The organism is Arenimonas oryziterrae DSM 21050 = YC6267 (assembly GCF_000420545.1).
GTDB lineage: Bacteria > Pseudomonadota > Gammaproteobacteria > Xanthomonadales > Xanthomonadaceae > Arenimonas > Arenimonas oryziterrae.
Map to the genome: position 1 here is coordinate 696,762 of NZ_ATVD01000002.1, position 22,338 is coordinate 719,099.

At 65.7% G+C, this 22,338-nt stretch carries 26 protein-coding genes; 17 read left to right on the forward strand and 9 right to left on the reverse strand.

Annotated features, from left to right (window positions below):
• Window positions 1–7: 7 nt before the first annotated feature.
• From G467_RS0108035 to G467_RS0108045, 3 genes are read left to right on the forward strand one after another with little or no spacing between them, the layout of a single operon-like run.
• Window positions 8–568 (forward strand): pilin, encoded by a 561-nt coding sequence (locus G467_RS0108035; RefSeq protein ID WP_022969219.1) that lies wholly within the window; start codon window positions 8–10, stop codon window positions 566–568.
• A 43-nt stretch (window positions 569–611) separates the two neighbouring features.
• The gene (locus G467_RS0108040; RefSeq protein WP_022969220.1) at window positions 612–1,310 is read left to right on the forward strand and encodes a hypothetical protein; all 699 of its coding nucleotides are present in this window, start codon (window positions 612–614) and stop codon (window positions 1,308–1,310) included.
• A 24-nt stretch (window positions 1,311–1,334) separates the two neighbouring features.
• Window positions 1,335–1,616: a helix-hairpin-helix domain-containing protein gene (locus G467_RS0108045; protein WP_022969221.1), complete on the forward strand. Its 282-nt coding sequence runs from the start codon at window positions 1,335–1,337 to the stop codon at window positions 1,614–1,616.
• On the opposite strand, the gene G467_RS0108050 is transcribed toward G467_RS0108045, so the two are convergent.
• Complete coding sequence (locus G467_RS0108050; protein ID WP_022969222.1) at window positions 1,613–2,494, reverse strand: LysR family transcriptional regulator; 882 nt, start codon at window positions 2,492–2,494, stop codon at window positions 1,613–1,615. The two genes, G467_RS0108045 and G467_RS0108050, sit on opposite strands and share 4 nt — an antisense overlap.
• Before the next feature lie 133 nt (window positions 2,495–2,627).
• Between G467_RS0108050 and G467_RS0108055 the strand changes: the two genes are divergently transcribed.
• From G467_RS0108055 to G467_RS18320, 3 genes are read left to right on the forward strand one after another with little or no spacing between them, the layout of a single operon-like run.
• Window positions 2,628–3,059 carry a DoxX family protein gene (locus G467_RS0108055; protein ID WP_022969223.1) on the forward strand — a complete coding sequence of 144 codons (432 nt, stop codon included), beginning with the start codon at window positions 2,628–2,630 and terminating at the stop codon, window positions 3,057–3,059.
• The gene (locus tag G467_RS18545) at window positions 3,056–3,220 is read left to right on the forward strand and encodes a glutathione S-transferase N-terminal domain-containing protein (RefSeq protein ID WP_211214051.1); all 165 of its coding nucleotides are present in this window, start codon (window positions 3,056–3,058) and stop codon (window positions 3,218–3,220) included. The genes G467_RS0108055 and G467_RS18545 overlap by 4 nt, the downstream gene beginning before the upstream one ends.
• A 9-nt stretch (window positions 3,221–3,229) precedes the next feature.
• Window positions 3,230–3,787 (forward strand): glutathione S-transferase family protein, encoded by a 558-nt coding sequence (locus tag G467_RS18320; RefSeq protein WP_483756896.1) that lies wholly within the window; start codon window positions 3,230–3,232, stop codon window positions 3,785–3,787.
• A 48-nt stretch (window positions 3,788–3,835) separates the two neighbouring features.
• Here the strand turns inward: G467_RS18320 and G467_RS0108065 are convergent, their stop codons facing one another.
• A complete protein-coding gene (locus tag G467_RS0108065; RefSeq protein WP_022969224.1) occupies window positions 3,836–4,318 on the reverse strand; it encodes an SET domain-containing protein in 483 nt (160 codons plus the stop codon).
• A 115-nt stretch (window positions 4,319–4,433) separates the two neighbouring features.
• On the opposite strand from G467_RS0108065, the gene G467_RS0108070 reads away from it, so the two are divergent.
• The 9 genes from G467_RS0108070 (at window position 4,434) to G467_RS0108110 (ending at window position 12,288) form a co-directional block, all read left to right on the forward strand.
• Window positions 4,434–5,465, forward strand: a complete 1,032-nt coding sequence (locus G467_RS0108070) for a VIT1/CCC1 transporter family protein (RefSeq protein WP_022969225.1) — start codon at window positions 4,434–4,436, stop codon at window positions 5,463–5,465.
• A gap of 85 nt (window positions 5,466–5,550) precedes the next feature.
• A complete protein-coding gene (locus G467_RS0108075) occupies window positions 5,551–5,991 on the forward strand; it encodes an SUF system Fe-S cluster assembly regulator (RefSeq protein ID WP_022969226.1) in 441 nt (146 codons plus the stop codon).
• Between the two features lie 7 nt (window positions 5,992–5,998).
• Complete coding sequence (sufB, locus tag G467_RS0108080; RefSeq protein WP_022969227.1) at window positions 5,999–7,438, forward strand: Fe-S cluster assembly protein SufB; 1,440 nt, start codon at window positions 5,999–6,001, stop codon at window positions 7,436–7,438.
• A gap of 30 nt (window positions 7,439–7,468) precedes the next feature.
• The gene (gene sufC, locus G467_RS0108085) at window positions 7,469–8,221 is read left to right on the forward strand and encodes a Fe-S cluster assembly ATPase SufC (protein WP_022969228.1); all 753 of its coding nucleotides are present in this window, start codon (window positions 7,469–7,471) and stop codon (window positions 8,219–8,221) included.
• Complete coding sequence (sufD, locus tag G467_RS0108090) at window positions 8,218–9,519, forward strand: Fe-S cluster assembly protein SufD (RefSeq protein ID WP_022969229.1); 1,302 nt, start codon at window positions 8,218–8,220, stop codon at window positions 9,517–9,519. The genes sufC and sufD overlap by 4 nt, the downstream gene beginning before the upstream one ends.
• On the forward strand, window positions 9,516–10,742 hold the full coding sequence (locus G467_RS0108095; protein WP_022969230.1) for a cysteine desulfurase: 1,227 nt from the start codon (window positions 9,516–9,518) through the stop codon (window positions 10,740–10,742). The genes sufD and G467_RS0108095 overlap by 4 nt, the downstream gene beginning before the upstream one ends.
• Before the next feature lie 2 nt (window positions 10,743–10,744).
• Window positions 10,745–11,278: a GNAT family N-acetyltransferase gene (locus G467_RS0108100; RefSeq protein WP_155844853.1), complete on the forward strand. Its 534-nt coding sequence runs from the start codon at window positions 10,745–10,747 to the stop codon at window positions 11,276–11,278.
• A 21-nt stretch (window positions 11,279–11,299) separates the two neighbouring features.
• On the forward strand, window positions 11,300–11,614 hold the full coding sequence (locus tag G467_RS0108105; protein WP_022969232.1) for a non-heme iron oxygenase ferredoxin subunit: 315 nt from the start codon (window positions 11,300–11,302) through the stop codon (window positions 11,612–11,614).
• A 38-nt stretch (window positions 11,615–11,652) separates the two neighbouring features.
• Window positions 11,653–12,288, forward strand: a complete 636-nt coding sequence (locus G467_RS0108110) for a PepSY-associated TM helix domain-containing protein (RefSeq protein ID WP_022969233.1) — start codon at window positions 11,653–11,655, stop codon at window positions 12,286–12,288.
• A 3-nt stretch (window positions 12,289–12,291) separates the two neighbouring features.
• Here G467_RS0108110 and G467_RS0108115 read toward each other — a convergent pair whose 3' ends face one another.
• From G467_RS0108115 to G467_RS0108125, 3 genes are all read right to left on the reverse strand, one after another.
• Complete coding sequence (locus G467_RS0108115; protein WP_022969234.1) at window positions 12,292–12,882, reverse strand: HutD/Ves family protein; 591 nt, start codon at window positions 12,880–12,882, stop codon at window positions 12,292–12,294.
• A gap of 62 nt (window positions 12,883–12,944) precedes the next feature.
• The gene (locus G467_RS0108120; protein WP_245559047.1) at window positions 12,945–13,466 is read right to left on the reverse strand and encodes an REP-associated tyrosine transposase; all 522 of its coding nucleotides are present in this window, start codon (window positions 13,464–13,466) and stop codon (window positions 12,945–12,947) included.
• 272 nt (window positions 13,467–13,738) lie between these two features.
• Window positions 13,739–14,104, reverse strand: a complete 366-nt coding sequence (locus tag G467_RS0108125; protein WP_022969236.1) for a ComEA family DNA-binding protein — start codon at window positions 14,102–14,104, stop codon at window positions 13,739–13,741.
• 200 nt (window positions 14,105–14,304) lie between these two features.
• On the opposite strand from G467_RS0108125, the gene G467_RS0108130 reads away from it, so the two are divergent.
• Together G467_RS0108130 and G467_RS0108135 are read left to right on the forward strand one after the other, a co-directional pair.
• A complete protein-coding gene (locus G467_RS0108130; RefSeq protein ID WP_022969237.1) occupies window positions 14,305–15,783 on the forward strand; it encodes a M20 family metallopeptidase in 1,479 nt (492 codons plus the stop codon).
• A 14-nt stretch (window positions 15,784–15,797) separates the two neighbouring features.
• The gene (locus G467_RS0108135; protein WP_022969238.1) at window positions 15,798–17,102 is read left to right on the forward strand and encodes a serine/threonine-protein kinase; all 1,305 of its coding nucleotides are present in this window, start codon (window positions 15,798–15,800) and stop codon (window positions 17,100–17,102) included.
• A 68-nt stretch (window positions 17,103–17,170) separates the two neighbouring features.
• Here the strand turns inward: G467_RS0108135 and galE are convergent, their stop codons facing one another.
• Genes galE through asnB form a run of 4 tightly spaced genes read right to left on the reverse strand, consistent with a single transcriptional unit; the run spans window position 17,171 to window position 22,310 of the window.
• Window positions 17,171–18,187 carry a UDP-glucose 4-epimerase GalE gene (gene galE, locus G467_RS0108140; RefSeq protein WP_022969239.1) on the reverse strand — a complete coding sequence of 339 codons (1,017 nt, stop codon included), beginning with the start codon at window positions 18,185–18,187 and terminating at the stop codon, window positions 17,171–17,173.
• 1 nt (window position 18,188) lies between these two features.
• A complete protein-coding gene (locus G467_RS0108145; protein WP_022969240.1) occupies window positions 18,189–19,124 on the reverse strand; it encodes an FkbM family methyltransferase in 936 nt (311 codons plus the stop codon).
• Window positions 19,125–19,170: 46 nt separating this feature from the next.
• On the reverse strand, window positions 19,171–20,349 hold the full coding sequence (locus G467_RS0108150) for a glycosyltransferase family 4 protein (protein ID WP_022969241.1): 1,179 nt from the start codon (window positions 20,347–20,349) through the stop codon (window positions 19,171–19,173).
• Window positions 20,346–22,310 (reverse strand): asparagine synthase (glutamine-hydrolyzing), encoded by a 1,965-nt coding sequence (asnB, locus tag G467_RS0108155; protein ID WP_022969242.1) that lies wholly within the window; start codon window positions 22,308–22,310, stop codon window positions 20,346–20,348. The genes G467_RS0108150 and asnB overlap by 4 nt, the downstream gene beginning before the upstream one ends.
• Window positions 22,311–22,338: the final 28 nt, after the last annotated feature.

A 22,338-nucleotide genomic window follows, 5' to 3' on the forward strand; every position in this document is an offset into this window, starting at 1 on the left:
CCGCCCCATGAAACAGTTCGCCATCGTTTTCAGCGCTGTCCTGATTGCCATGCTGCTGTCCCTGTTGGCCTACGACCAATTCATCGTCAAGCCACGTACCGAAGCCGCAGTGCAATCGGCATCGGTGGACCTGTCGACGACGCGCGAACAGGCACAGGCGATCGCCGCCGATCTCGATGCATCGGTGAAGAAGAGCGTCGCCGATTCGCAAGAAGCGATGCAGGCGCAGGCGAGCGAAGCCGATCGTCGTCGCCTCGCGGTCGATGCGCTGATGCGCGCGCAGATGTTTCGCGTCGCGCTGACTGAGTACTACCAGACCAATGGCGAGTGGCCGGCGAATGCGCAGCAAGCCGGTCTCGAAAGTGCCAGTGCGTATGCCGGTGGCGCGGTCACCGGTATCGAGGTCGGCGCGCATGGCGTGGTGATCATCAAGATCAACAACGCCTTTACGCCCGCCAGCCAGATCGTGTTCGAGCCCAAGACCCATGCCACTGGCATGGTCGACTGGCGCTGCAGCGTGCAAGGGTCGGACGAATTGCGTCGTTACCTGCTGGCCTGCAAAGGCTGAAGCGGCGCTATGCTGATGCCCTGCCCCTAGCCTGGACCCGGACATGAACCCTCGTTTCGCAGCGATCCTCCTGACGACCGCGGCCCTTGCGCTCGCGGCCTGCCAACCGGACAAGCCCGCCGAAGAACCTGCGAAACCAACCGAGCCGACCGTGGGCACGACAGACGCGAGCGTCATTCCCGCAGCGAACGCCGCGGCGACGTCGGAACCGTTGCGGCTGGACAAGGTCGCGACGCCGAAAGACACGCTGGACACGCTGCGCGCGCGCTTCGGCGCGGACAACGTCGTCGCCGGCAAGGTGCCGGGCGCGGAAGGCGAGGAATTCGACGGCTGGATCCTGTATCCGACCGACGAGAGCAAGCGCGTCTACATCTATCTCGACGACAAAGGCCAGCCGGAAGTGCTGCGCATCCTGGATCAGACCTCGACCTGGCAACGCAGCGACGGCATCCGCATGGATCTGGACTTGAACGAACTGGCCAAGCGCAACGGCAAGCCGATCGAATTCAGCGGCTTCGGCTGGGACTACGGCGGCAACATCACCAGTTGGGGCGATGGCGCGATGGACAAGCAGCTCGTCGACGGCGGCTTCGGACTGTGCCCGCCGGAATTCGAGAACGACGAATGGCCCAAGGGTTACCCGGAAGGCGAAGGCACGTTCTCGTCGACCCTGCCGATCGTGCAGCAGTTTCCGCCAGTGGTCTGCACCTTCGCGGTCATCGTCGGAGAAAACGCGCCCTGAGCGGCGCGTCGGCGGAGACAGGCGATGGCGAAGGCGCGAAACGCCGCCGAGGCGAAACGGCTGGAACAACTCCCGAACGTCGGCCCATCCATCGCCGGTGACCTGCGCGCGCTCGGCATTTCGGAACCGGCGCAACTGATCGGACTCGATCCTTACGCCCTGTACGAGCGCAGCAACGCGCTCGTCGGCGTCCGTCAGGACCCCTGCGTGTGCGACACGTTCATCGCGGCGGTGCGCTTCATGGAAGGCAGCCCACCGCATCCGTGGTGGCATTACACCGAAGAGCGGAAGAAAAAGCTGCGCTAAGCGGTAGCGTCGTCCAGCCGGATCGACGTGCGCAGGAAATCGAAAAACGCCTTGACCCGACGCAGATGCCGCACGTCTGGATGGGTGAGCGCCCAAAGATCGACGCCAAGATCGTCGACCGCTCCGCTCAGATTGACGATGCCCGGCCGCGCTTGCAGCAGGAACGCCGGCGCCACGCCGATCGCCTGCCCGTGTTCGACCAGATCGGCAATCGAGAGAATGCTGTTGCACCGGAAGCGCGGCACGACGCCGGGAAATTTGCTGCGCCGCCATTTCGCCGACGGGTGTTCGGCGAGCGAATCGTCCGGCGCGGCCCAGTCCATCTGCGCGGGAATGCGATAGGACGGATTCGCGTCCAGGTACGCCTGGCTGGCCCACAACGCCGACGCGATGCGCCCGAGTTTCGCGCCGACCAGATGCTCGGGCGGTTTCATCGACGGGCGAATCGCGATGTCGGCATCGCGCCGGCTAAGGCTCGCGACCTGGTTGGTGGCGACCAGTTCGAGTTCGACCTGCGGATGCGCCTGCACGAACACCGGCAGCACCGGCAGCAACAAGCCCTTGAGAATCGTGTCGGTCGTGGTGATGCGCAGCAGACCCGCCATCGGCCGGTCGTCGGCATTGAGCAGTTCACGCGCCTGCTCGACCTGGGCTTCGACCGCCTCGCCGCGACGCGCGAGCTCCAGCGCGAGCTCGTTCGGGACCATGCCATCGCGGCGGCGCTCGAACAGGGTCTGGCGCAATTCCTTTTCCAGACGCTGGATCGCGCGGAACACCGTCGAGGTATCGACCTGCAGACGTCGCGCCCCCTCGGCAAGGGTGCGGCCGCGCACCAGGGCGAGCACGAGCTCCAGATCCCGCGAACCGATCTGACCCATCGGCGGGCCGGCCGCCTGAGAGACCGCCTTTGTTTGCGTTTTCGCAATGGGAGATTTCATTTCTGCGTATTTACCTGGCCGAAATGCAAACCCAAGATTGCCACACCTTCTGCCCGCCACCAAGGAATTCGCCATGACTCCGATGCCGTCCCCCGCCCACGCCGCCACCCTGGTCCGCCTGTCCCTGGGCACGATGTGGATCTCCCACGCCCTGCTGAAACTGCTCGTCTTCACGATGCCCGGCTTTGAAGCCTTCCTCGCCGCGCAGGGCATTCCCACCTTCATCGCCTGGCCGGTCGTCCTGGCCGAACTGGCCGGTGGCACGGCGATCGTCCTGGGCCTGCATGGCCGTTACGTCTCGCTGGCGCTGTTGCCGATCCTCGCCGGCGCGCTATGGACCCACTACCCGAACGGCTGGGTGTTCTCGGCCGCGAACGGCGGCTGGGAATTTCCCGCCTACCTGATCGTCTGGTCGGTCGTGCATTTCCTGCTCGGCGATGGCGCCTTCGCGTTGTCCTCGAAGCGTTCGCCGCATTTCGGCACCCGCCTGGCGCATGCGTCATGAGTCCGTCGTCGAATTTGTTGCCGACACTGCCGCGCAGCGGCCTGCCCATCCTCGTCTCGCATGCGCTGTGCCCTTACGTGCAGCGTGCCGTCATCGCGCTCAAGGAAAAACAGCTGCCCTACGAACGCATCGACATCGACCTGAAAAACAAGCCGGCGTGATTTCTCGCGCTGTCGCCCCTGGGCAAGACCCCCGTGCTGGTCGTCACGACGGACACGGGACGCGAGGCCCTGTTCGAGTCAGCGGTGATCTGCGACTACCTCGACGAGACGCAGTGGCCGGCACTGCATCCCAGCGACCCGTTGCAGCGCGCACGCCACCGCGCCTGGATCGAATTCGCCTCCGCGGTGCTGGTCCGGATCGGGAGCTTCTACAACGCCGCGGACGCCTCGGCGCTGTGGAAAACGCGCGACGAAATCGCCGCGATGTTCCAGCACCTGGAAACGCAACTGGGCGATGGGCCCTGGTTCGCCGGCGCGTCGTTCTCGCTGGTCGACGCCGCCTTCGGACCGGTCTTCCGCTACTTCGATGTCTTCGACGAGATCGTCGACAGCGAGGTGACCGGCGACCTGCCGCGCCTGAGCCTGTGGCGGGAGAACCTGAAGCAACGCGCCTCGGTGCGCGCGGCAGTCGGACCGGAGTATTCACGCCGGTTGCGGGACTTCGTTTCCGCGCGGGGCAGCTATCTTGGCCATCTGATCGACGCGCAGTCCGTCGCGAGCGCGTGAATCGATTCGGCGTACACGGGGCCGGGCCGGCCGGCCCGGCGTTCGCGATTATTTCTTTTTCGGCTCGCGCTTGGGCTGCAGCATCGTGCCGGTGCATTTCTTCGAGCCGCAATGGCAGGCCCAGAGTTTCTTCATCTTCGGCGTGTGCGCTTCGGCGAGCTTGATGCCGTAGTTGTAGGTGAGCTCTTCGCCGGGCTTGATCGCGCGGATGGCTTCGATGAAAACGCGATCCTTCGCCGCGTCCTTGCCCTCGTCCTCGTCGATGACCGCTTCGCAGTTCGGATCGCAGCTGTGATTGATCCAGCGGGCATCGTTGCCCTCGACATTGGCGTCGATGACGTAGTCGTCGTTGAGCGTGAACAGGAAGGTGTGGCCGGTATCGATGTCGTCAGCGTAGACGCGGTCGACTTCCTCGTGGGAGCGCAGCAGACCCTTGTACTGGATCAGGCGGGTGCCTTTCTTGATGGGCGCGGCGGCGAAGACGCCGTTGCCGTGGATGGCCGAGCGGCGGGTCACGATGTTCGAGGACATGGAGGCATCTGGGGGAGGAAAGGCGGCATTGTCGCCCAATCGCGTCCGCTTTGTCGGCAATGAGGGGTGCGAGAACGCGGGCCAGGGGCGACAATCCCCATCTCTGGAGGGACCCATGAACGCACGCGAGAGCTGGCACGAAGAAAAGCAGTCGGCCTGGTTGTATCGGGCCCTGGCGCGGTGCGAGACCGAAGCCCACATGGCCGCGCTGTTTGCACAGCTGGGCGAAGCTGCCGAGCAACAGTCGGTGCACTGGGCACGTATCGCCGGCGACGCGGGCCAGGCCTTGCCGGAGTTCGTGCCTGAAGTGCGTGCGCGCCTGGTCGCCTCGCTGGCGCGCCGACTAAGCCCGCGCCGCATCAAGCCGGCCCTGGCCGCCATGAAGGTGCGCGGACTCTCGGCCTACGGCAGCGGACCGGTCGGTCACGCGATGCCGACCTCGGTCGCGCAGATCGGTCGCGGCCATCAGACCGTCGGCGGCGGCAATCTGCGAGCGGCGATTTTCGGCGTGAACGACGGCCTGGTCTCCAATGCCAGCCTGATCCTGGGCATGGTCGGCGCCGCGGCGAGCACCGGCACGGTCCTCGCGACCGGTGTCGCCGGCCTGCTCGCGGGTGCGCTGTCGATGGCGGCCGGCGAATTCGTCTCGGTGCGCTCGCAGCGCGAAATGTTCGAGTACCAGATCGGACTGGAAGCCGATGAGCTCGCCGAATATCCCGATGCGGAAGCCGAGGAGCTGGCCCTGATCTACGCCGCCCGCGGTCTGCCGATCGACGAGGCGCGCGCGTTCGCCCGGCGGCTCATCACCGATCCGAAGCAGGCGCTGGACGTGCTGGCGCGCGAAGAACTGGGCCTCAATCCCGACGATCTGGGTTCCCCGCTCGGGGCGGCGAGTTTTTCCTTCATCGCCTTCACGCTCGGCGCGTCCGTGCCCCTGCTGCCCTTCCTGTTCGGCGCAACCCTTCCGGGGGCCGCCTATCTCGGCGCCGGGCTGTCGGCGGCGGGCCTGTTCGCGACCGGCGCGGCCATGAGCCTGTTCACGGGGCGCAATCCGGCCGCCGGCGGTCTGCGCATGCTGGCGATCGGCGGCGGCGCCGGGGTCGTGACCTTCGCCATCGGCAGCCTGATTGGCGGGCATCTGGCCTAGGGCGGATGCGCTCCCACGATTGAGCGCAAAGCCGCCATACCGTACAATTTCGGTACGGATTGATCCGTTCCCGCGGGCCACGGCCATGCTGCGTGTCACCAAACTCACCGATTACGCCACGGTCGTGCTGACCGCCTTGGCCGAACGCCCCGACCGCGTGCACAGCGCGGCCGAGCTGGCCGAGCGCGCCAAACTCGAACTGCCCACGGTCAGCAAGGTGCTCAAGCCGCTGGCGCATGCCGGCCTGGTCGAGAGTTTTCGCGGCGCGAGCGGCGGCTACCGTCTGGCCCGCGCGCCCGACCGGATCAGCCTGTACGACGTCGTCGAAGCGATCGAGGGCAAGCTCGGCATGACCGAATGCTCGGGCGAACACAGCACCTGCGAACACGAACCGCATTGCGACGTGCAGAGCCACTGGCGCCGCATCAACGATGTCATCGCCGATGCCCTGCGCGGCATCAGCCTGGCCGAGATGTTGCCGGCGGCCGCACGTAAATCCATTCCGCTGCACCTGGCCCGGGCCTGAGGCGAGCATGTCTTCCCAGAATCTTGAAATCACCAAACAGCTCGAACGCCGCTACGACGCCGGCTTCGTCACCGACATCGAGTCCGACACGATCGCGCCGGGACTGAGCGAAGACGTCGTGCGCTTCATCTCGGCCAAGAAGAACGAACCCGAGTGGATGACCGAGTGGCGCCTGAAGGCCTATCGCCACTGGCTGACCATGACGCCGCCGGAATGGGCCAAGCTGCAGATCGCCGCGATCGATTTCCAGGCGATCAGCTATTTCGCTGCGCCGAAGAAAAAATACGCCTCGCTCGATGAAGTCGATCCGAAGCTGCTGGAAACCTACGACAAGCTCGGCGTGCCCCTGCACGAGCGCGCGCGTCTGGCCGGCGTCGCGGTCGATGCGGTGTTCGATTCTGTGTCGGTCGGCACGACGTTCAAGAAAGAGCTCGCCGAAAAAGGCGTGATCTTCTGCTCGTTCTCCGAAGCGGTGCAGGAACATCCCGAGCTCGTGCAGAAATACCTGGGCTCGGTCGTTCCGACTGGCGACAACTATTTCGCGGCACTCAATTCGGCCGTGTTCTCCGACGGCAGCTTCGTGTTCATTCCCGCCGGCGTGCGCTGCCCGATGGAACTGAGCACGTATTTCCGCATCAACGCCCGCGATACCGGCCAGTTCGAGCGCACGCTGATCATCTGCGAGGATCGCGGCCACGTGTCCTATCTCGAAGGCTGCACCGCGCCGATGCGCGACGAGAACCAGCTGCATGCCGCCGTCGTGGAGCTGGTCGCGCTGGAAGACGCCGAGATCAAATATTCGACCGTGCAGAACTGGTATCCCGGCGACGAGAACGGCGTCGGCGGCATCTACAACTTCGTGACCAAGCGCGGCGAGTGCCGCGGCGCACGCAGCAAGATCAGCTGGACGCAGGTGGAAACCGGCTCGGCGATCACCTGGAAGTACCCGAGCTGCGTGCTGCGCGGCGACGATTCGACCGGCGAGTTCTATTCGGTCGCGCTGACGCACCACCGCCAACAAGCCGACACCGGCACCAAGATGATCCACATCGGGCGCAACACCAAGTCCAAGATCATTGCCAAGGGCATCAGCGCCGGTCGCGGTCAGAACACCTACCGCGGCCTGGTCAAGGTCGAGAAGACCGCCGACGGCGCACGCAATTACACCCAATGCGATTCGCTGCTGATCGGCAAACGCTGCGGCGCCCACACCTTCCCGTACATCGAGGTCAAGCATCCCGGCGCGATCGTCGAGCATGAAGCGACCACCTCGAAGATTTCCGACGACCAGCTGTTCTATTGCCGGGCGCGCGGCATCGGCGAAGAAGACGCGGTCTCGATGATCGTCGACGGCTTCTGCAAGCAGGTTTTCAAGGAACTGCCGATGGAGTTCGCAGTAGAGGCGAAGAAATTGCTCGAGGTGTCGCTGGAAGGCGCCGTGGGTTGATGTTGCAAAAACTTTTTTGAGAACGAGACAATGCTGAAGATCGAAAACCTCCATGTCCGTGTCGCCGGCAAGGACATCCTCAAGGGCCTGTCGCTCGAGGTGCAGGCCGGCCAGGTGCACGCGATCATGGGGCCGAACGGCGCGGGCAAGTCCACGCTGGGCAATGTGCTCGCGGGTCGCGAAGGCTACGAAGTCGTCGAAGGCTCGGTGAGCTTCGAAGGCCGCGACCTGCTCGCACTGGCGCCGGAAGAACGCGCGGCGGAAGGCGTCTTCCTCGCATTCCAGTACCCGGTCGAAATCCCGGGCGTGAACAACACCTATTTCCTGCGCGCGGCGCTCAATGCCCAACGCAAGTACCGTGGCGAGCCGGAACTGGACTCGATGCAGTTCCTCAAGCGCGTGCGCGAGAAACTCTCGGTGCTGCATCTCAAGGACGAGCTGCTGCATCGCGCCGTCAACGAAGGTTTCTCCGGCGGCGAGAAGAAGCGCAACGAAATCTTCCAGCTCGCCCTGCTCGAACCCAAGCTCGCGATCCTCGACGAAACCGACTCGGGCCTGGACATCGACGCACTCAAGGCCGTCGCCGATGGCGTCAACCTGATGCGGTCGCCCGAGCGTGCCTTCCTGGTGATCACCCACTACCAGCGCCTGCTCGACTACATCACGCCCGACGTCGTGCACGTGCTTGCCGACGGCCGCATCGTGGAATCGGGTGGTCCGCAGCTCGCGCTCGAACTCGAAGCGCACGGCTACGCCTGGGTGAAGGATCGCGTCGCGCCATGACCGGTCTGCTCGAGTCCTTCCAGGCCGGATTCGCGGCCCTGCCCGCGAGCGCGATCGATGCGCAGGGCCTGGGCGACGCGCGCCGACAGGCGCTCGCACTGGCCCTTGCCAGCGGTCTGCCCGGTCCGCGCAGCGAGCGCTGGAAATACACGCCGCTGCGCGCCCTGTCGCAACGCGACTTCCGCAGCAGCGCGGCGACGCCAGCCATCCATCCGGCCGTGCTTGCCGACATTCCGTCGCCGCGCCTGGTTTTCGTCAATGGGCAGTTCGATGCGACGCTCTCGCAGATCGCGGATCCGGCACCGGGCTTGTCCGTGCAGCCGCTTTCGCAGGCCTTGCATGCGAATGGCCGGGACGCAGCCGCCTGGCTCGGTCGTCGCTTTGAACAAGTCGACGAGACCTTCGCGCAATTCAATGCCGCGCTCGCGATCGAAGGCGCACTCGTTCGCGTCGAAGCGAAGGCGCAGATCGCCGCACCGGTGCATCTGGTGTTCGTCGGCGCTCCGTCCGATGCCGATGTCGCCGCGCATCTGCGCCACGTCCTCGTCGTGGGCGAGAACGCGCGCCTGACCGTGGTCGAACACCATCTGGCCACCGGCGCGCATCGACACCTGGGCAATCATCTCGTGCAGGTGCAGCTCGACTCCGGGGCACACCTGCTGCATGCCCGCGTCCAGGACGAGGACGCCGGCGCCACCGTGATCGCACGCACCGACGCCGAACTGGGCGCCGACGCCGACTACCGGCGCGTGGACCTGGAGCTCGGCGCCGCGCTGTCGCGGCACGAACTCAATGTCGAACTGCAGGGGGCGCGCGCGACCTTCGGCTCTGGCGGCGTGCTGCTTGCCGGCGGCCGTCGTCATGTCGATACGCGCTTGGGCATCGTGCACACCGCCCGCGACACCACCTGCGACCTGCTCTGGCGCGGCCTCGCCGCCGACCGCGGTCGCGCGGTGTTCCATGGCGGCATCCTTATCCGCGAAGGGGCGGATGGCACCGAGGCTGCGCTGTCCAACAAGAATCTCCTGCTGTCCGACGGTGCCGAGATCGATACGCAGCCCGTGTTGGAAATCTACGCCGACGAGGTCAAGGCCGCGCATGGCGCGACGATCGGACGCCTCGACGACCAGCACCTGTTCTATCTGCGGACCCGCGGCATTCCGGAGACCCAGGCGCGTGCGTTGCTCACGCTCGCCTTTGCGCGCGAGGCCCTCGGCCGCCTGCGCGACCCGGTGCTCATCGAGCAACTCTCGCCGGTGCTCGAAGCCCGCCTGGCCCGTCTGGAGACGAGCGCATGAAGCCGGTCGCGATCGATTGGGACGCCCTGCGCCAGGACTTCCCGGTGCTGGCGCGCGAAGTGCACGGCAAACCGCTCGTGTATTTCGATTCCGCGAACACCTCGCAGAAGCCGCGCCGCGTGATCGACATCACCGATGCGTTCTACCGCGAACACAACGCGAACATCTCGCGCTCCGTGCATACGCTGGGCATGGAAGCGACCGAGGCCTACGAAGCGGCGCGCAAGAAACTCGCAGCCTTCCTCAATGTGCGCGGCGAAGACCTGGTACTGACCTCGGGCACGACGCAGGCGATCAACCTGGTCGCGTACAGCTATGCCCTGCCGCGGCTGACCGCCGGCGACGTGATCGTGCTCTCGCGCATGGAGCACCACGCCAACATCGTGCCCTGGCAGCTGATCGCCGAGCGCACCGGCGCGAAGATCCGCGTCGCCGAGATCACCGAGACCGGCGAGCTTGATCTGCCGGCGCTGTACGCGCAGCTGACGCCCGAGGTGAAGATCCTCGGACTCACGCAGGTGTCCAATGTGCTCGGCACGGTGAACCCGGTCGCGGACATCTGCCGCGAGGCGCGCCGGCGCGGCATCGCCACCGTCATCGACGGCTCGCAGGCCGTGCCGCACCGGCCGGTCGACATCGCCGCGATCGGCTGCGATTTTTATGCCTTCACCGGCCACAAGATGCTCGGGCCAACCGGCACCGGCGCGCTGTGGGCGCGACGCGAACACCTGGACGCGATGCCGCCGTTTTTCGGCGGCGGCGAAATGATCCGGGAAGTCCGTTTCGAGAAGACCGTGTTCAACGATCCGCCGCACAAGTTCGAGGCGGGCACGCCGAACATCGCCGGCGTGATCGGACTCGGCGCGGCGGTCGAGTATCTCGACCAGATCGGCATGGCCGCGATCGAGGCGCGCGAACAGGAACTGCTCGCCTACGCCACGACGCGGCTGAGTGCGATTCCCGGCCTGCGCATTTTCGGTGCAGCGCAGGAGAAGGCCGCCGTCGTGTCCTTCCTCGTCGACGGCGCGCATGCGCACGATCTGGCCACCCTGCTCGACCTCGAGGGCATCGCGGTGCGTTCGGGGCATCATTGCGCGCATCCGCTCATGCAACATTTCGGCGTGGCGGCCACCTGCCGCGCCTCGTTCGCTTTCTACAACCGCTTCGACGAGATCGACCGCCTCGCGGTCGCAATCGAAAAAGCCCGCAGCCTGCTGGGATGATCATGGCCGATCCGACACACTCTTTCCGCCTGGCCACCGTCGCCGATATTCCCGCCCTCGTCGCCTTGGTCGAATCCGCGTATCGCGGCGACGCCAGTCGCGCGGGCTGGACGACCGAAGCCGACATGCTCGAAGGCCAGCGCATCGACCCCGAGGGGCTGGCGCGCGACATCCACGCCGCAGATAGCCGCGTGCTCTTGCTGGAACGCGACGGCGAGATCCTGGCCTGCTGCCATCTGCAGAAACAGGGCGAAGCCGGCTATTTCGGCATGTTCTCGGTCAAGCCGACCTTGCAGGGCGGCGGCGTTGGAAAGCTGCTGCTCAACGAGGCCGAGCGCCAGGCGCGCGAGGACTGGCAGTGCCGGCGCATGGAAATGACGGTGATCGACATCCGCGACACCCTGATCGCGTTCTACGAACGCCGTGGCTATCAGCGTACCGGTATCCACAAGCCGTTTCCGTATGGCGATGAACGCTACGGCCTGCCCAAGCGCGACGACCTGCGTTTCGAAATCCTCGCCAAGCCGCTCTCGTAACTCTCTCGCGCGAGACACCTCATGACCGACTGGATACGGGTGTGTGCCACCTCGGACTTGCTGCCTGGCGAGTTCCAGGTGGCGTTCGACGGCGATACCGCGATCGCCGTCTTCAACATCGACGGCAGCCTGTACGCGGTCGAGGACATCTGCACGCACGACGGCGGCGAACTGGCCGGCGGGCCCATCGAGGGCTTCGAGGTCGAGTGCCCGCGTCACGGCGCCAAGTTCGACCTGCGCACGGGCGAGGCCCTGTGTGCGCCGGCCTACGTGCCGATCGCCAAATTTCCCGTCAAGATCGAGAACGACCAGGTCTGGACACGCGACGACCGCTGATCCCCACCCCATCCCACTTTTCCACGAGACCGCTCGCCATGAATGCAACGCCGCCCCGCACCAAGCCGACGCGCTGGTATCCGATCGTCCGGCAGATCCACCTGTGGGTCGGCGCCTGGGGCGCGATCGCCGCGATCCTGTTCGGTTTCTCCGGCGTCGTGCTCAACCACCGGTTCGCGATGCAGTTGCCGCAGGGTGAACGCACGCCGGGTGAGCCAGTACGCATCACCGTGCCGGAAGCCGCCCGCGCGACGCCCGAGGCGATGGCGCAGTGGCTGACGCAGGACCAGGGCATGACGCCGTTGATGAAGCGCGTTCGCCCCGCCGTGCCTGCTGGCGACGGCGGCAATGCGAGCGAACCCGAGCAGTGGCAATTCTCCGGCGGCAGCGCCCGCGACAGCTGGAGCGCCGACTACGCCGCCGGCGATGCCAGCCTGGAAATCGAGCGCACCCACCACGACTGGCTCGCCTCGCTGGTGCGCCTGCACAAGAGCGGTGGCGGCGGCATCGCCTGGATCGTGCTCGGCGACAGCTTCGGCATCGCGATGACCTTGCTCGGCATCAGCGGTATCGCGATGTGGGCGCGCGGTCGTCGCCCGCGCGACATGGTCGTCAGCGTCCTGGCCGCCGCCATCGTGGTCATCGCCCTGGTGCTCGGACCGGGCCTGCTCTGATCGTCAGCGCGCGATCAGCTTGATCAGCAGCAATTCGCCACCGCCGTCGAGAATGACGCGGTGGTTGGCATGGCTGTGCGAGGGTTCGATCAGGGCGGTGTCACCCTGCTCCAGGCGCGACGGCAGCAACTGGTCCTTGAACGCGCACTGGCCCGAAATCACGTAGACGATCCAGCGCACGTCTGCTTCGGAAAAAAACACCATCGGGCCGACCAGCGGCCGATGCAGTAAGGTCGCCTCGATGCGATCGCGGCGCCAGATCAGATTGAAATCCTGTGTCGGACCGGAGACGAGTTGCGCGGACAGATCGCGCTCGCCGGAGAACCGGTGACTGCCGTGCGGCGGCATCAAGTCGACCTGGCTGCCATCATCGGCAAAATCCAGACGCATGCCCTCGCCGGACAGCAGCACGAGTTCGCGATCGCAACCTTCAAAGCGCGAGAACGGTCCGGGTTTGTCGACCTCAGCGATCGACACCCGCCAATCCCAGGCCGTGGTTTCTTCCGGCCAGCGCAGGATCTCGCGCGTCCAGCCCAGTCCATTCTTCCACCGCTCACGGCGGTACTCGTTGGCGGGGATGAGGTGGATGTTCACGACCGCATTGTGGGAGCGGCCGGGGCGGGCCGCAAGCGGGGTGCGGGGTCATGGGAGCGGGTCTAGAGAGCGCAGATGCTGTCCGGGCGTGCGCCGATCCACGCGGCGTCCCAATACGGGTAGTTCGCAATTTCGTCCACCAGTCCGGCGCGCAAGGGATTGGCGACGAGGTAGCGCGCGGTTTCTCGGACGCCTTCGTCATTGTGCAGGGCGTGATCGTGGAAGCCGCGATTCCATAACCAACCATTGATACGGAAGCACTGAGGGACGGCGCGCGCTGTGACAGATTTGAACCGCCCCATCAGCGTCGAGAGATCATCATCACGCCCCAGTCGGACCAGGCCATGCCAGTGATCGGGCATGAGCACCCAGGCGAGCAGCTGACTGTCGCGCCAGAGCCAGGGTTGATGAAGTGCTTTGCAGACAGCGAACGAAACTTCAGCATCGCGAAAAATAGTGCGGCGATACATCGTCGTGGTGGTCAGCAGGTAGGCCTGTCCCTCGAGGCTGGTGCGGTGTTTTCGGAGAGCCTTGCTTCCCGGCATCGTGGAGCCTGGGCGAGTTTCTTGCAGTGCATTGGCCATTGCGGCCTCCAAGGTCGTGTGGCGGCATCCGGGCAGGGCGCGCTTGTGGGAGCGGGCCTGACCGCGACCGGGACTGAAGATCCGGGGAGGTCTCCAGTCAAAAGCATCGCGGTCAGGCCCGCTCCCACAAAGGCAAATCAGTCAAAAGCATCGCGGTCAGGCCCGCTCCCACAAAGGCAAATCAGTCAAAAGCATCGCGGTCAGGCCCGCTCCCACGACAACAGAGAAAAAACCCGCGCCGCCCTAGTTCGGCGCGGGCCATCGTCTGCCTGTCAGCGCGCGACGGGACGCGCTGCAGGGGCCTTGCCGGCGACCGGACGCGCAGCGGCGGGCTTGCCGGCAGCAGCGGGTGCGGTAGCGGCGACAGCGCCGGTGACCACGATGCGGTCACGGTTCTTTTCGATGGTGGCCAGGCCGATGCCTTTGACCGAGGCCAGCTGGTCGGCGCTGCGGAAGGCGCCATTGGTCTTGCGGTACGCGACGATGGCTTCGGCCTTGCTCGGGCCGACGCCGACCAGCACGCGATCGATGGTTTTCGCGTCGGCCGTATTGATGTTGACCTTCTCGCCGGCGAACGCGGAGGTGACGAGCAAGGCAGAAAGGACGAGGCTCTTCAGGATCAGGGCGAACTTGTGCATGACGGTGCTCCTTGGGTGGTGACAGTCCGGCCCGGCGACGCCGTGTCGGTGGAGCCAGTCTCCGCACCGCGCCGGACGCGCCCCATCGCCGTTTTATTCACATTTCCCTGCGAATCCGCCCGCCTCCGGGGTCGGCCTTTTCCCACCCCCGTCAGCTAGAATTAGCGGACAAAACCGCCAGCAGGGCCGGAGCAGAACGCATGGACACCGCAAAGACCGACCGTATCGTCAGCGAGGCCTGGGATGGCGACATCGTCCCGCAGCTGGTCGAGTACATCCGCATCCCGAACAAGTCGCCGATGTTCGACGCCGACTGGCAGAAAAACGGCTACATGGATGCCGCGACCGAGCAGCTGGCCGCGTGGGCGAAGACGCAGCCGCTCAAGGGCATGACGGTCGAGGTGGTGCGCCTGCCCGGCCGCACGCCGCTGATCTACATCGACGTCCCCGGCCAAGGCGACGATTGCGTGCTGCTGTACGGCCATCTCGACAAGCAACCGGAAATGACCGGCTGGGCCGACGACCTCGGTCCTTGGAAACCCGTCATCAAGGGCGAGCGACTGTACGGCCGCGGTGGCGCCGACGACGGCTACGCGATCTTCGGTTCGCTGACCGCGATCCGCGCCTTGCAGGAACAGGGCAAGCCGCACAGCCGCTGCGTGATTCTGATCGAAGCCTGCGAGGAATCGGGCAGCTACGACCTGCCGTTCTACGTCGACCATCTCGCCGATCGCATCGGCAAGCCGTCGCTCGTCGTCTGCCTGGACTCGGGCTGCGGCAACTACGACCAGCTGTGGTGCACCACTTCGCTGCGCGGCCTCGCCGGCGGCAACCTGCGCGTGAGCGTGCTCAGCGAGGGCGTGCATTCGGGCGATGCCTCGGGCGTCGTGCCGTCGAGCTTCCGCATCCTGCGCCAGCTGCTCTCGCGTCTGGAAGACGAAGGCAGCGGCAAGATCCTCGTCGAAGATCTGTTCGTGGACATTCCCGAGCAGCGCCTGACCCAGGCGCAGCGGGCGGCCCAGGTGCTGGGCAATGACGTGTTCGACAAGTTTCCGTTCCTGCCCGGCATGACGCCGATGAATCCCGACCTCACCGAACTCGTGCTCAATCGCACCTGGCGCCCGGCCTTGTCAATCACCGGCATGGACGGCATCCCGCCGCTGAACAATGCCGGCAACGTGCTGCGTCCGTTCACCGCCGTGAAGCTGAGCCTGCGCCTGCCGCCGACACTGAACCCGAAACGCGCGAGCGAGATCCTGCAGCGTGTGCTCACCGAGAATCCACCGAACAACGCGAAGGTCGAATTCGAAGTGGAGAAAGCATCCACCGGCTGGAACGCGCCGCTGCTGTCGCCCTGGCTGGAGAACTCCATCGACCAGGCCAGCCTGCAGTTCTTCGGGGCGCCGGCGGTGTACATGGGCGAAGGCGGCACGATTCCGTTCATGGGCATGCTCGGCGAAAAATTCCCGGGCGCGCAGTTCATGATCACCGGCGTGCTCGGCCCGCATTCCAACGCCCACGGTCCAAACGAATTCCTGCACATCCCGACCGGCAAGCGCGTGACCTCGGTGGTTGCAAAGGTCATCGCCGATCATTACGACGCCAGCGAGAAAGGTCTCACGCGCGGTGTTGGTGTGCAGGCCGGCGACAGCCACTTCGGCGACCACGGCTGCTGCTGAACCTCCGCGACGCCATGCAGGATCCTCTCTTTCCCGCGCATCCGACCCGAACCCACGACGTGGACGACGGGCAATTTCCCGGCATTCCCGGCTACCGTTTCGAGCGGCGGCTGGGATCGGGCGGCATGGCGACGGTGTACCTGGCCATCCAGGAATCGCTCGATCGGCCGGTCGCGATCAAGGTCACCGAGCGGCATGCGCTGCAGGACGAGACGAGCAAGCAGCGCTTCGAGAACGAAGCACGCACGATCGCCAAACTCAGCCACACGGGCATCGTCGGCATCCACGAAGTCGGTCGCACGAACGACGGGCGCATGTACTACATCATGCCGCACCTGGCGAACGGCGATCTCTCGCAACGCGATCTGCGCGATGACGAGACGCAGATCAAGGACGTGTTGCGCGTCCTGCTGCAGGCGCTGGGCTACGCGCACGTGCAGGGCATCGTGCATCGCGATGTCAAGGAAGAGAACGTGCTCTTCGATGCCCAGGACCGGCCGCATCTGACCGACTTCGGCATCGCGACGTCCAAGCGCGACACCAGCCGTCTCACCTCGGCCGGTCTTTCGGTCGGCAGCTCCGGCTACATGGCACCGGAACAGGCGCGCGGCGAAGAAGTGGACGGTCGTGCCGATCTCTACAGCGTCGGCGTGCTGGCCTATTCGCTGCTGACCGGCGACCTGCCCTTCCGTTCGCCCGATGCACTCGGCTTGGCCTTGATGCATGCCAACGACGCCATCCCGAGATTGCCGGCGGACAAACGCCACTGGCAAAGCTTCATCGATCGCGCGATGGCGAAATCGCCGGCGCAGCGTTTCGGCAGTGCCGAACAGATGTTGCAGGCGCTGGAAAAAATTCAGCGCGGCGACGACCGTGTTTCGCCATTTCTCGCTTTCCGGACCTGGGGCGAGGCCTTGCGGCAGCGCAGCGGCAAACGCGATCTCGCCCTGCTGGCGCTTGCGATCGGTTTGCTGATCGCGACCGGATGGTATGCGACGCGCGAACCGGCCACGGAAACCACCGTCGCCGATGCCAGCACCGCGCCGACCACGCCGCCGACGGAACAACCCGCTGAAGCCCCGGCGAAAACACCGCCCGCCAAAGCTCCTGCGGCGACGCGACCCGCACCCGCCAAGCCCGCGTCCGAACCCGAGCAGGCGCCGGACGAACCGGCCTCGGAACCGGAACAGGAGCCGGCCCCGCCCGACGACAAACCCGGCCAGGGATCGAAGAAACCGGCGCGTGGAAAACCCTCCGAAGTCCGCCAATTGCCGCAGAAACTGAAGAACTGGGCGTCGCGGACCTTCCGGCGCCGTTGATTTGGTGGGAGCGGGCCGGACCGCGATTCGCTGATCCGCCGAAACAACCGTCGCGCTGATGCGCGCTCCTACGAGGTCGCGTAGCCCTGCGGATTGCGCGACTGCCAGTGCCACGCGTCGCGACACATCGCTTCAAGATCGAGCTCCGCGCGCCAGCCGAGCACCCGCTGTGCAAGCGACGGATCGGCATAAAGGGCCGCGACGTCGCCCGCGCGCCGCGCGACGATGTCGTAAGGCACCGCGCGACCCGACACGCGCTCGAAAGCCTGCACCAGCTCCAGCACGCTCACGCCCTGCCCCGTGCCCAGATTTGCCGTCAGGCTGCGTCGTTCGCGCACGAGAAAATCCAGCGCATCGGCATGCGCACGCGCCAGGTCCATGACGTGCAGGTAGTCGCGCACGCCGGTACCGTCGGGCGTGGCGTAGTCGTCGCCGAAAATCGGCAGCCTCGCGCGCTGGCCGACGGCCACCTGACTGACATACGGCATCAGATTCGTCGGCGTGCCGTGCGGATCCTCGCCGAGCAGGCCCGAAGGGTGCGCACCGACCGGATTGAAGTAACGCAGGTTCACGGCGTGGAAATCCGCTGTCTCGTTTGCCTGCTGCGCGATCAGATGCTCGCAGGACAACTTGCTCTGGCCGTAAGGATGACCGGCGCCCAACGGCGCGTCCTCGCCGACCTGGATCGATGCCGTCGCGTCGTACACCGCCGCCGACGAGCTGAAGACCAGCCGCGATACCGAGGCTTGCTTCATCGCCGCCAGCAGCGAGGCGGTGCCGCCGACATTGTTGCTCTCGTATTCCTGCGGCCTCGCGATCGAATCGGCCACCACCTTCAATGCAGCGAAATGCATCACCGCCTCAAAGCGGTGCTCGGCGAAGAGGCGCGCCAGGCCCACCGCATCGCGCAGGTCCACGGTACTTGCCACCACGGGCGCACCCGTGAGTTGCGCGATGCGCGTCAACACCTGCGGCGAACTGTTGCTGTGGTTGTCGACGACGACGACCTCGTGTCCGCGCGCGGCCAACACTACGCAGGCATGGCTGCCGATATAGCCGGCGCCGCCGGTGACCAGGATTTTCACGCTAGTCGACCGAAAGCTTGGGCAATGCGCTGCGCAGCTCCGCGAGGGGCTTCACCGTCAGGAGCCAATCGCGTCCATCTCGGCTCGGCTTGATCCGCTCCCGGCGCACAAGCCCGGCATCGGTGAACTGGTAGTAGCTGTATTGGAGCGGATCGAGCTGCTCGTGCAACGCCGCCGAGGTGTCGGCCGATTCGAGGACTTCGCAAATCATGTCGGGACGAATGCGTGCCAAGAATTCCCGACCACCCGTCAGCACACCGGGCTCGAATCCCTCGACATCGATCTTGAAAAACGCCTTGCCGGAGAAGTCGCCGAACAGATCATCCAGTCGGGCCAGTGGCACCGACAGACCCTCCGGAAACGACGAAGAGAGGGACAAGGATGAAGGAAGTTGCGATTGCTGCGTTTTCAGGGGCATCCGGATCTCGCCCGGCTGATCCGCGATTCCCAGCAACTGCGGCGACACGGTGCGGTTGAGCCGATTTGTGATGACGTTTTCGACCAACAGAAGATAGTTCTCCGGCACGATTTCGTAGGCGAATACGCGAATGCCAGGATTCGCTTGCCCCACGACCAACGAGAACAGGCCCGAATATGCGCCGATGTCGAGGAACAGATCCGCCGAACCGGCCAAAGCCTCAGCGCAATCGATAGCATGGCATTCGGACGCCCATTCGCGTCGACCCTGGCCCCAATAGATGTCTCGGGCGACGTCGCATTTCATCGGACTATTGAGCGTCAGGTGTCCGCCATTGCTCATGCGATAGGTCACGACGTCCTTGCCGACAGGGACGCGGGCGCGGCGAGCGGGTGATAGAAACGTCCGCGCGAATCCGAGCAGGAGCGGATTGAGCAGCGGCAGGCCGAGCAGCGACTTGAGCCGAGGTTTGAGCCCATACCAGCTGAGGCTGCGCAGCTCCTTATTGCCGATGATCATCGTCCTTGTCCTTTGCGGTGCCAATCCGTCCGGGTTTCCGGGTGATTCATTTTGTCGACGCCGCCGTCTCCGGCAACACCTCGCGATAGACCGCCATCGTATCGGCAATCACGCGTTTCTCGTCGAAGCGCTCCATGACGCGCTGGCGGGCGGCCTGTCCCAGGCGTGCGGCCAGGGCGGGATCGTCTTCGAGTCGCGCGATCGCTGCGGCCAGCGGCGCGGATACGCGCAGCGGCACCAGCAGCCCGGTGACTTCGTGCTCGACGACGTCGCGACAGCCCGGTGCATCCGTCGCGATCAGCGGCAACCCGCAAGCGCCGGCTTCGATCAGGGTTTTCGGCAGACCTTCGCGATAACTCGGCAGGACCACGACATCCACGCTTGCGAGCAAGGCAGGCATGTCAGTCACTTGTCCGAGCCATTCGACCAGGCCATCGCCCACCCAGGCGGCGACCTGCGCAGGTTCCACCGAGGCGGGGTTGCCCGCATCCGGCGCACCGGCAAGCAGGAAACTCGTGCGGCGCCCGCTGGCCTTGAGCTCGCGCGCAGCGGCGACGAATTCAGCCAGACCTTTGTCCCACAGCAATCGTGCCGCCAACAGCACGCGCAGGGGCTGACCGGCCGCGCGGGCCCGATCCGCGCGCTGAGAAAAACGCGCACAGTCCACGCCCGAGCCTGGAATCAAGCGCACCTGCGTCGCATCGACCAGCCGGGCGGCGGCGAACAGGGCCGCGTCGTCAGGATTCTGCAAGATCAGGCGCGCCGAGGGTCCGCCGAGTGCCAGGCGCAGCATCAGCCGTACCAGCGGACGCAACACGCGCGCCTTCAGGTCGCTGCTGATGAAGACATAGCCCATACCGGCCACGGCATTCACGCGCGCGCGCACGCCGGCCAGGCGGGCAACGAGCGAGCCGTACACCGCGCACTTGATCGTGAAGCTGTGCACGAGTGTCGGGCGTTCGCGTCGGAACAGCCGGAACAACCAGAACAGCAAACTCAGCTCGCGCCAGGGATTGAGGCTGCGCCGATCCATCGGCGCGGGCATCCAGCGCAGTCCCAGCGCGCGCAGGGCCTCGCCGTATTCGCCCGGCGGTGAAAGCAGCAACACCTCATAGCCCGCATCGACCAGGGCCAAGGCCAGCGAGCGACGGAAGTTGTACAGATACCAAGCGGTGTTGGCGAACAACACGACCTTCGGACGCGCGGCCGTCGGAACCGCACTCATGCGCGGGCCTCGGTCTGCTGATGTTCCAACCAGGCCTGGAACATCAACACGCTCCACAGCCGCGTGTCCCAATTGCGTTTCCCCGATTGGTGTTCCTGCCAGCAGCGCTGGATGGGCTCGGGATGGAAATAGCCTTCGCGCTGCAGCCGTTCCGGTGCGATCAACGCTTCGGCCCACTCGCGCAATTCCGCCCGCAGCCACTGGCCGACCGGCACGGCGAATCCCTGCTTCGGACGATCGACGATCGCCGGCGGCACATAGCGATAAAGCACGCGCCGCAGGACCTGCTTGCCGCGACCATCGGCGATCTTCATCGCCATCGGCAATCGCCATGCAAGATCGAATACGCGCGTATCCAGAAACGGTACGCGGGCCTCCAGACTCACGCCCATGCTGGCGCGATCGACCTTGGCCAGAATGTCATCGGGCAGGTACTGCTGCGTGTCGGCGAGCATCGCGCGTTCGGCGAAACGCCAGCCCGGCAAGACGGCCTGCGCGGGCGACCGAGGCATCTGCGCGTTCTTGACCACGGCGTCGGGCTCGGGCCAGTACGAGAGCATGCGGCCATGCAGTTCGCTCTCGCTGTCGGCAGACAGAAAGCCGGCGAGTTTGTGCAGCTTGTCGCCGGCACGACCGGCAGCGAGATCGCCCGGCGCCCAGCGGCCGAGACGCGCGAACGCGCGGTCGAGCGTCGCCGGCGACGCCGCGGTGATTCCGCGCGCACCGAGCGAACGCAGGCCGCGCGGAATGCCAACCAGACGCCGCCACAGGCGCTCGCCATGAAGATAGCGGTTGTAACCACCGAACAGTTCGTCGCCGGCATCGCCCGACAAGGCCACGGTGACCTGCCGACGCGCGAGCTGCGAGACCAGGAAGGTCGGAATCTGGGAGGAATCGGCGAAGGGTTCGTCGTAAAGCTCGGGCAGGCGCGGCACGATCGCCAGACCATCGGAAGCCTGCACGTAGAGTTCCGTATGATCCGTGCCCAGGTGCTTGGCGACAGCGCGCGCGTGCTCGGCTTCGTCGAAACCCGGCTCGCGGCTGCCGATACAGAATGTGCGCACGCGGTCGCCGCGCTGTGCCTGCATCAGCGCCACCACGGTGCTCGAATCGATGCCGCCGGACAACAACGCGCCCAGCGGCACATCAGCCTGCATGCGGCTGCCGACGACCTGGCGCAGCAAGCCGTCGAGCTCTTCGACAGCCTCGTCTTCGCTGCCGCGATAGGGTCGCTCGCGCGCCGACAGCGCCGCGGCTTCGGCCGACCAATACGGGGTCGGTGCCGGCAGATCGGCCGCGATCGTGTCGCGTCGCAGACTCAGGAAACAACCCGCCGGCAGCTTGTGCGTGTCGCGATAGATCGAGCGCGGTGCGGGCACGTAACCGAAGCGCAGATACTCGCCAAGCGCCGTCCGGTCGATCTCGGGCCGATAGCCCGGGTAGGCCCGCAAGGCTTTAAGTTCCGACGCGAACACCAGGCTCGACCCGCAAACCCCGTAATACAGCGGCTTCTCGCCGAAGCGATCGCGCGCCAGATGCAGCACTTGCGCCTCGCAGTCCCACAACGCGAACGCGAACATGCCCTCGAGCCTGCGCAACGTCGCCTCCAGGCCCCAACGCACCACTGCCTCGATCAGCACCTCGGTATCGGAATGCCCCCGCCACGCGATTGCCGCGTCCGCATCGAGCGCGGTGCGCACATCCTGCGTGTTGTAGATCTCGCCGTTGTAGACGATGACGAAGCGCCCGTCGTGCGAACGCATCGGCTGCGCCCCGGCCGGCGAGAGATCGACGACGGACAGGCGCCGGTGGCCCAAGGCGATACCGGCCGCCGGATCACACCAACGGCCTTCGGCGTCGGGGCCGCGGTGGGCGAGTTGGGCGATCATGTGCGACAACACCGATTCCATCTCGGCCGAAGCAAGAGCTTCCGCGCGGAAATATCCGCTCAGGCCGCACATGTGCACCGTCCCTGCGTCATCGGAAATC

Coding starts and splice junctions, on each gene's coding strand:
- G467_RS0108075 (WP_022969226.1), top strand. CDS start 5,551: ATGCTGCGTGTCACCAAACTCACCGATTACGCCACGGTCGTGCTGACC.
- G467_RS0108110 (WP_022969233.1), top strand. CDS start 11,653: ATGAATGCAACGCCGCCCCGCACCAAGCCGACGCGCTGGTATCCGATC.
- G467_RS0108040 (WP_022969220.1), top strand. CDS start 612: ATGAACCCTCGTTTCGCAGCGATCCTCCTGACGACCGCGGCCCTTGCG.
- G467_RS0108100 (WP_155844853.1), top strand. CDS start 10,745: ATGGCCGATCCGACACACTCTTTCCGCCTGGCCACCGTCGCCGATATT.
- G467_RS0108125 (WP_022969236.1), bottom strand. CDS start 14,104: ATGCACAAGTTCGCCCTGATCCTGAAGAGCCTCGTCCTTTCTGCCTTG.
- G467_RS0108105 (WP_022969232.1), top strand. CDS start 11,300: ATGACCGACTGGATACGGGTGTGTGCCACCTCGGACTTGCTGCCTGGC.
- G467_RS0108145 (WP_022969240.1), bottom strand. CDS start 19,124: ATGATCATCGGCAATAAGGAGCTGCGCAGCCTCAGCTGGTATGGGCTC.
- sufB (WP_022969227.1), top strand. CDS start 5,999: ATGTCTTCCCAGAATCTTGAAATCACCAAACAGCTCGAACGCCGCTAC.
- G467_RS0108150 (WP_022969241.1), bottom strand. CDS start 20,349: ATGAGTGCGGTTCCGACGGCCGCGCGTCCGAAGGTCGTGTTGTTCGCC.
- G467_RS0108130 (WP_022969237.1), top strand. CDS start 14,305: ATGGACACCGCAAAGACCGACCGTATCGTCAGCGAGGCCTGGGATGGC.
- G467_RS0108055 (WP_022969223.1), top strand. CDS start 2,628: ATGACTCCGATGCCGTCCCCCGCCCACGCCGCCACCCTGGTCCGCCTG.
- G467_RS0108120 (WP_245559047.1), bottom strand. CDS start 13,466: ATGGCCAATGCACTGCAAGAAACTCGCCCAGGCTCCACGATGCCGGGA.
- G467_RS0108070 (WP_022969225.1), top strand. CDS start 4,434: ATGAACGCACGCGAGAGCTGGCACGAAGAAAAGCAGTCGGCCTGGTTG.
- sufD (WP_022969229.1), top strand. CDS start 8,218: ATGACCGGTCTGCTCGAGTCCTTCCAGGCCGGATTCGCGGCCCTGCCC.
- G467_RS0108045 (WP_022969221.1), top strand. CDS start 1,335: ATGGCGAAGGCGCGAAACGCCGCCGAGGCGAAACGGCTGGAACAACTC.
- G467_RS0108135 (WP_022969238.1), top strand. CDS start 15,798: ATGCAGGATCCTCTCTTTCCCGCGCATCCGACCCGAACCCACGACGTG.
- G467_RS0108050 (WP_022969222.1), bottom strand. CDS start 2,494: ATGGGTCAGATCGGTTCGCGGGATCTGGAGCTCGTGCTCGCCCTGGTG.
- G467_RS0108095 (WP_022969230.1), top strand. CDS start 9,516: ATGAAGCCGGTCGCGATCGATTGGGACGCCCTGCGCCAGGACTTCCCG.
- asnB (WP_022969242.1), bottom strand. CDS start 22,310: ATGTGCGGCCTGAGCGGATATTTCCGCGCGGAAGCTCTTGCTTCGGCC.
- G467_RS0108035 (WP_022969219.1), top strand. CDS start 8: ATGAAACAGTTCGCCATCGTTTTCAGCGCTGTCCTGATTGCCATGCTG.
- sufC (WP_022969228.1), top strand. CDS start 7,469: ATGCTGAAGATCGAAAACCTCCATGTCCGTGTCGCCGGCAAGGACATC.
- G467_RS18545 (WP_211214051.1), top strand. CDS start 3,056: ATGAGTCCGTCGTCGAATTTGTTGCCGACACTGCCGCGCAGCGGCCTG.
- G467_RS0108065 (WP_022969224.1), bottom strand. CDS start 4,318: ATGTCCTCGAACATCGTGACCCGCCGCTCGGCCATCCACGGCAACGGC.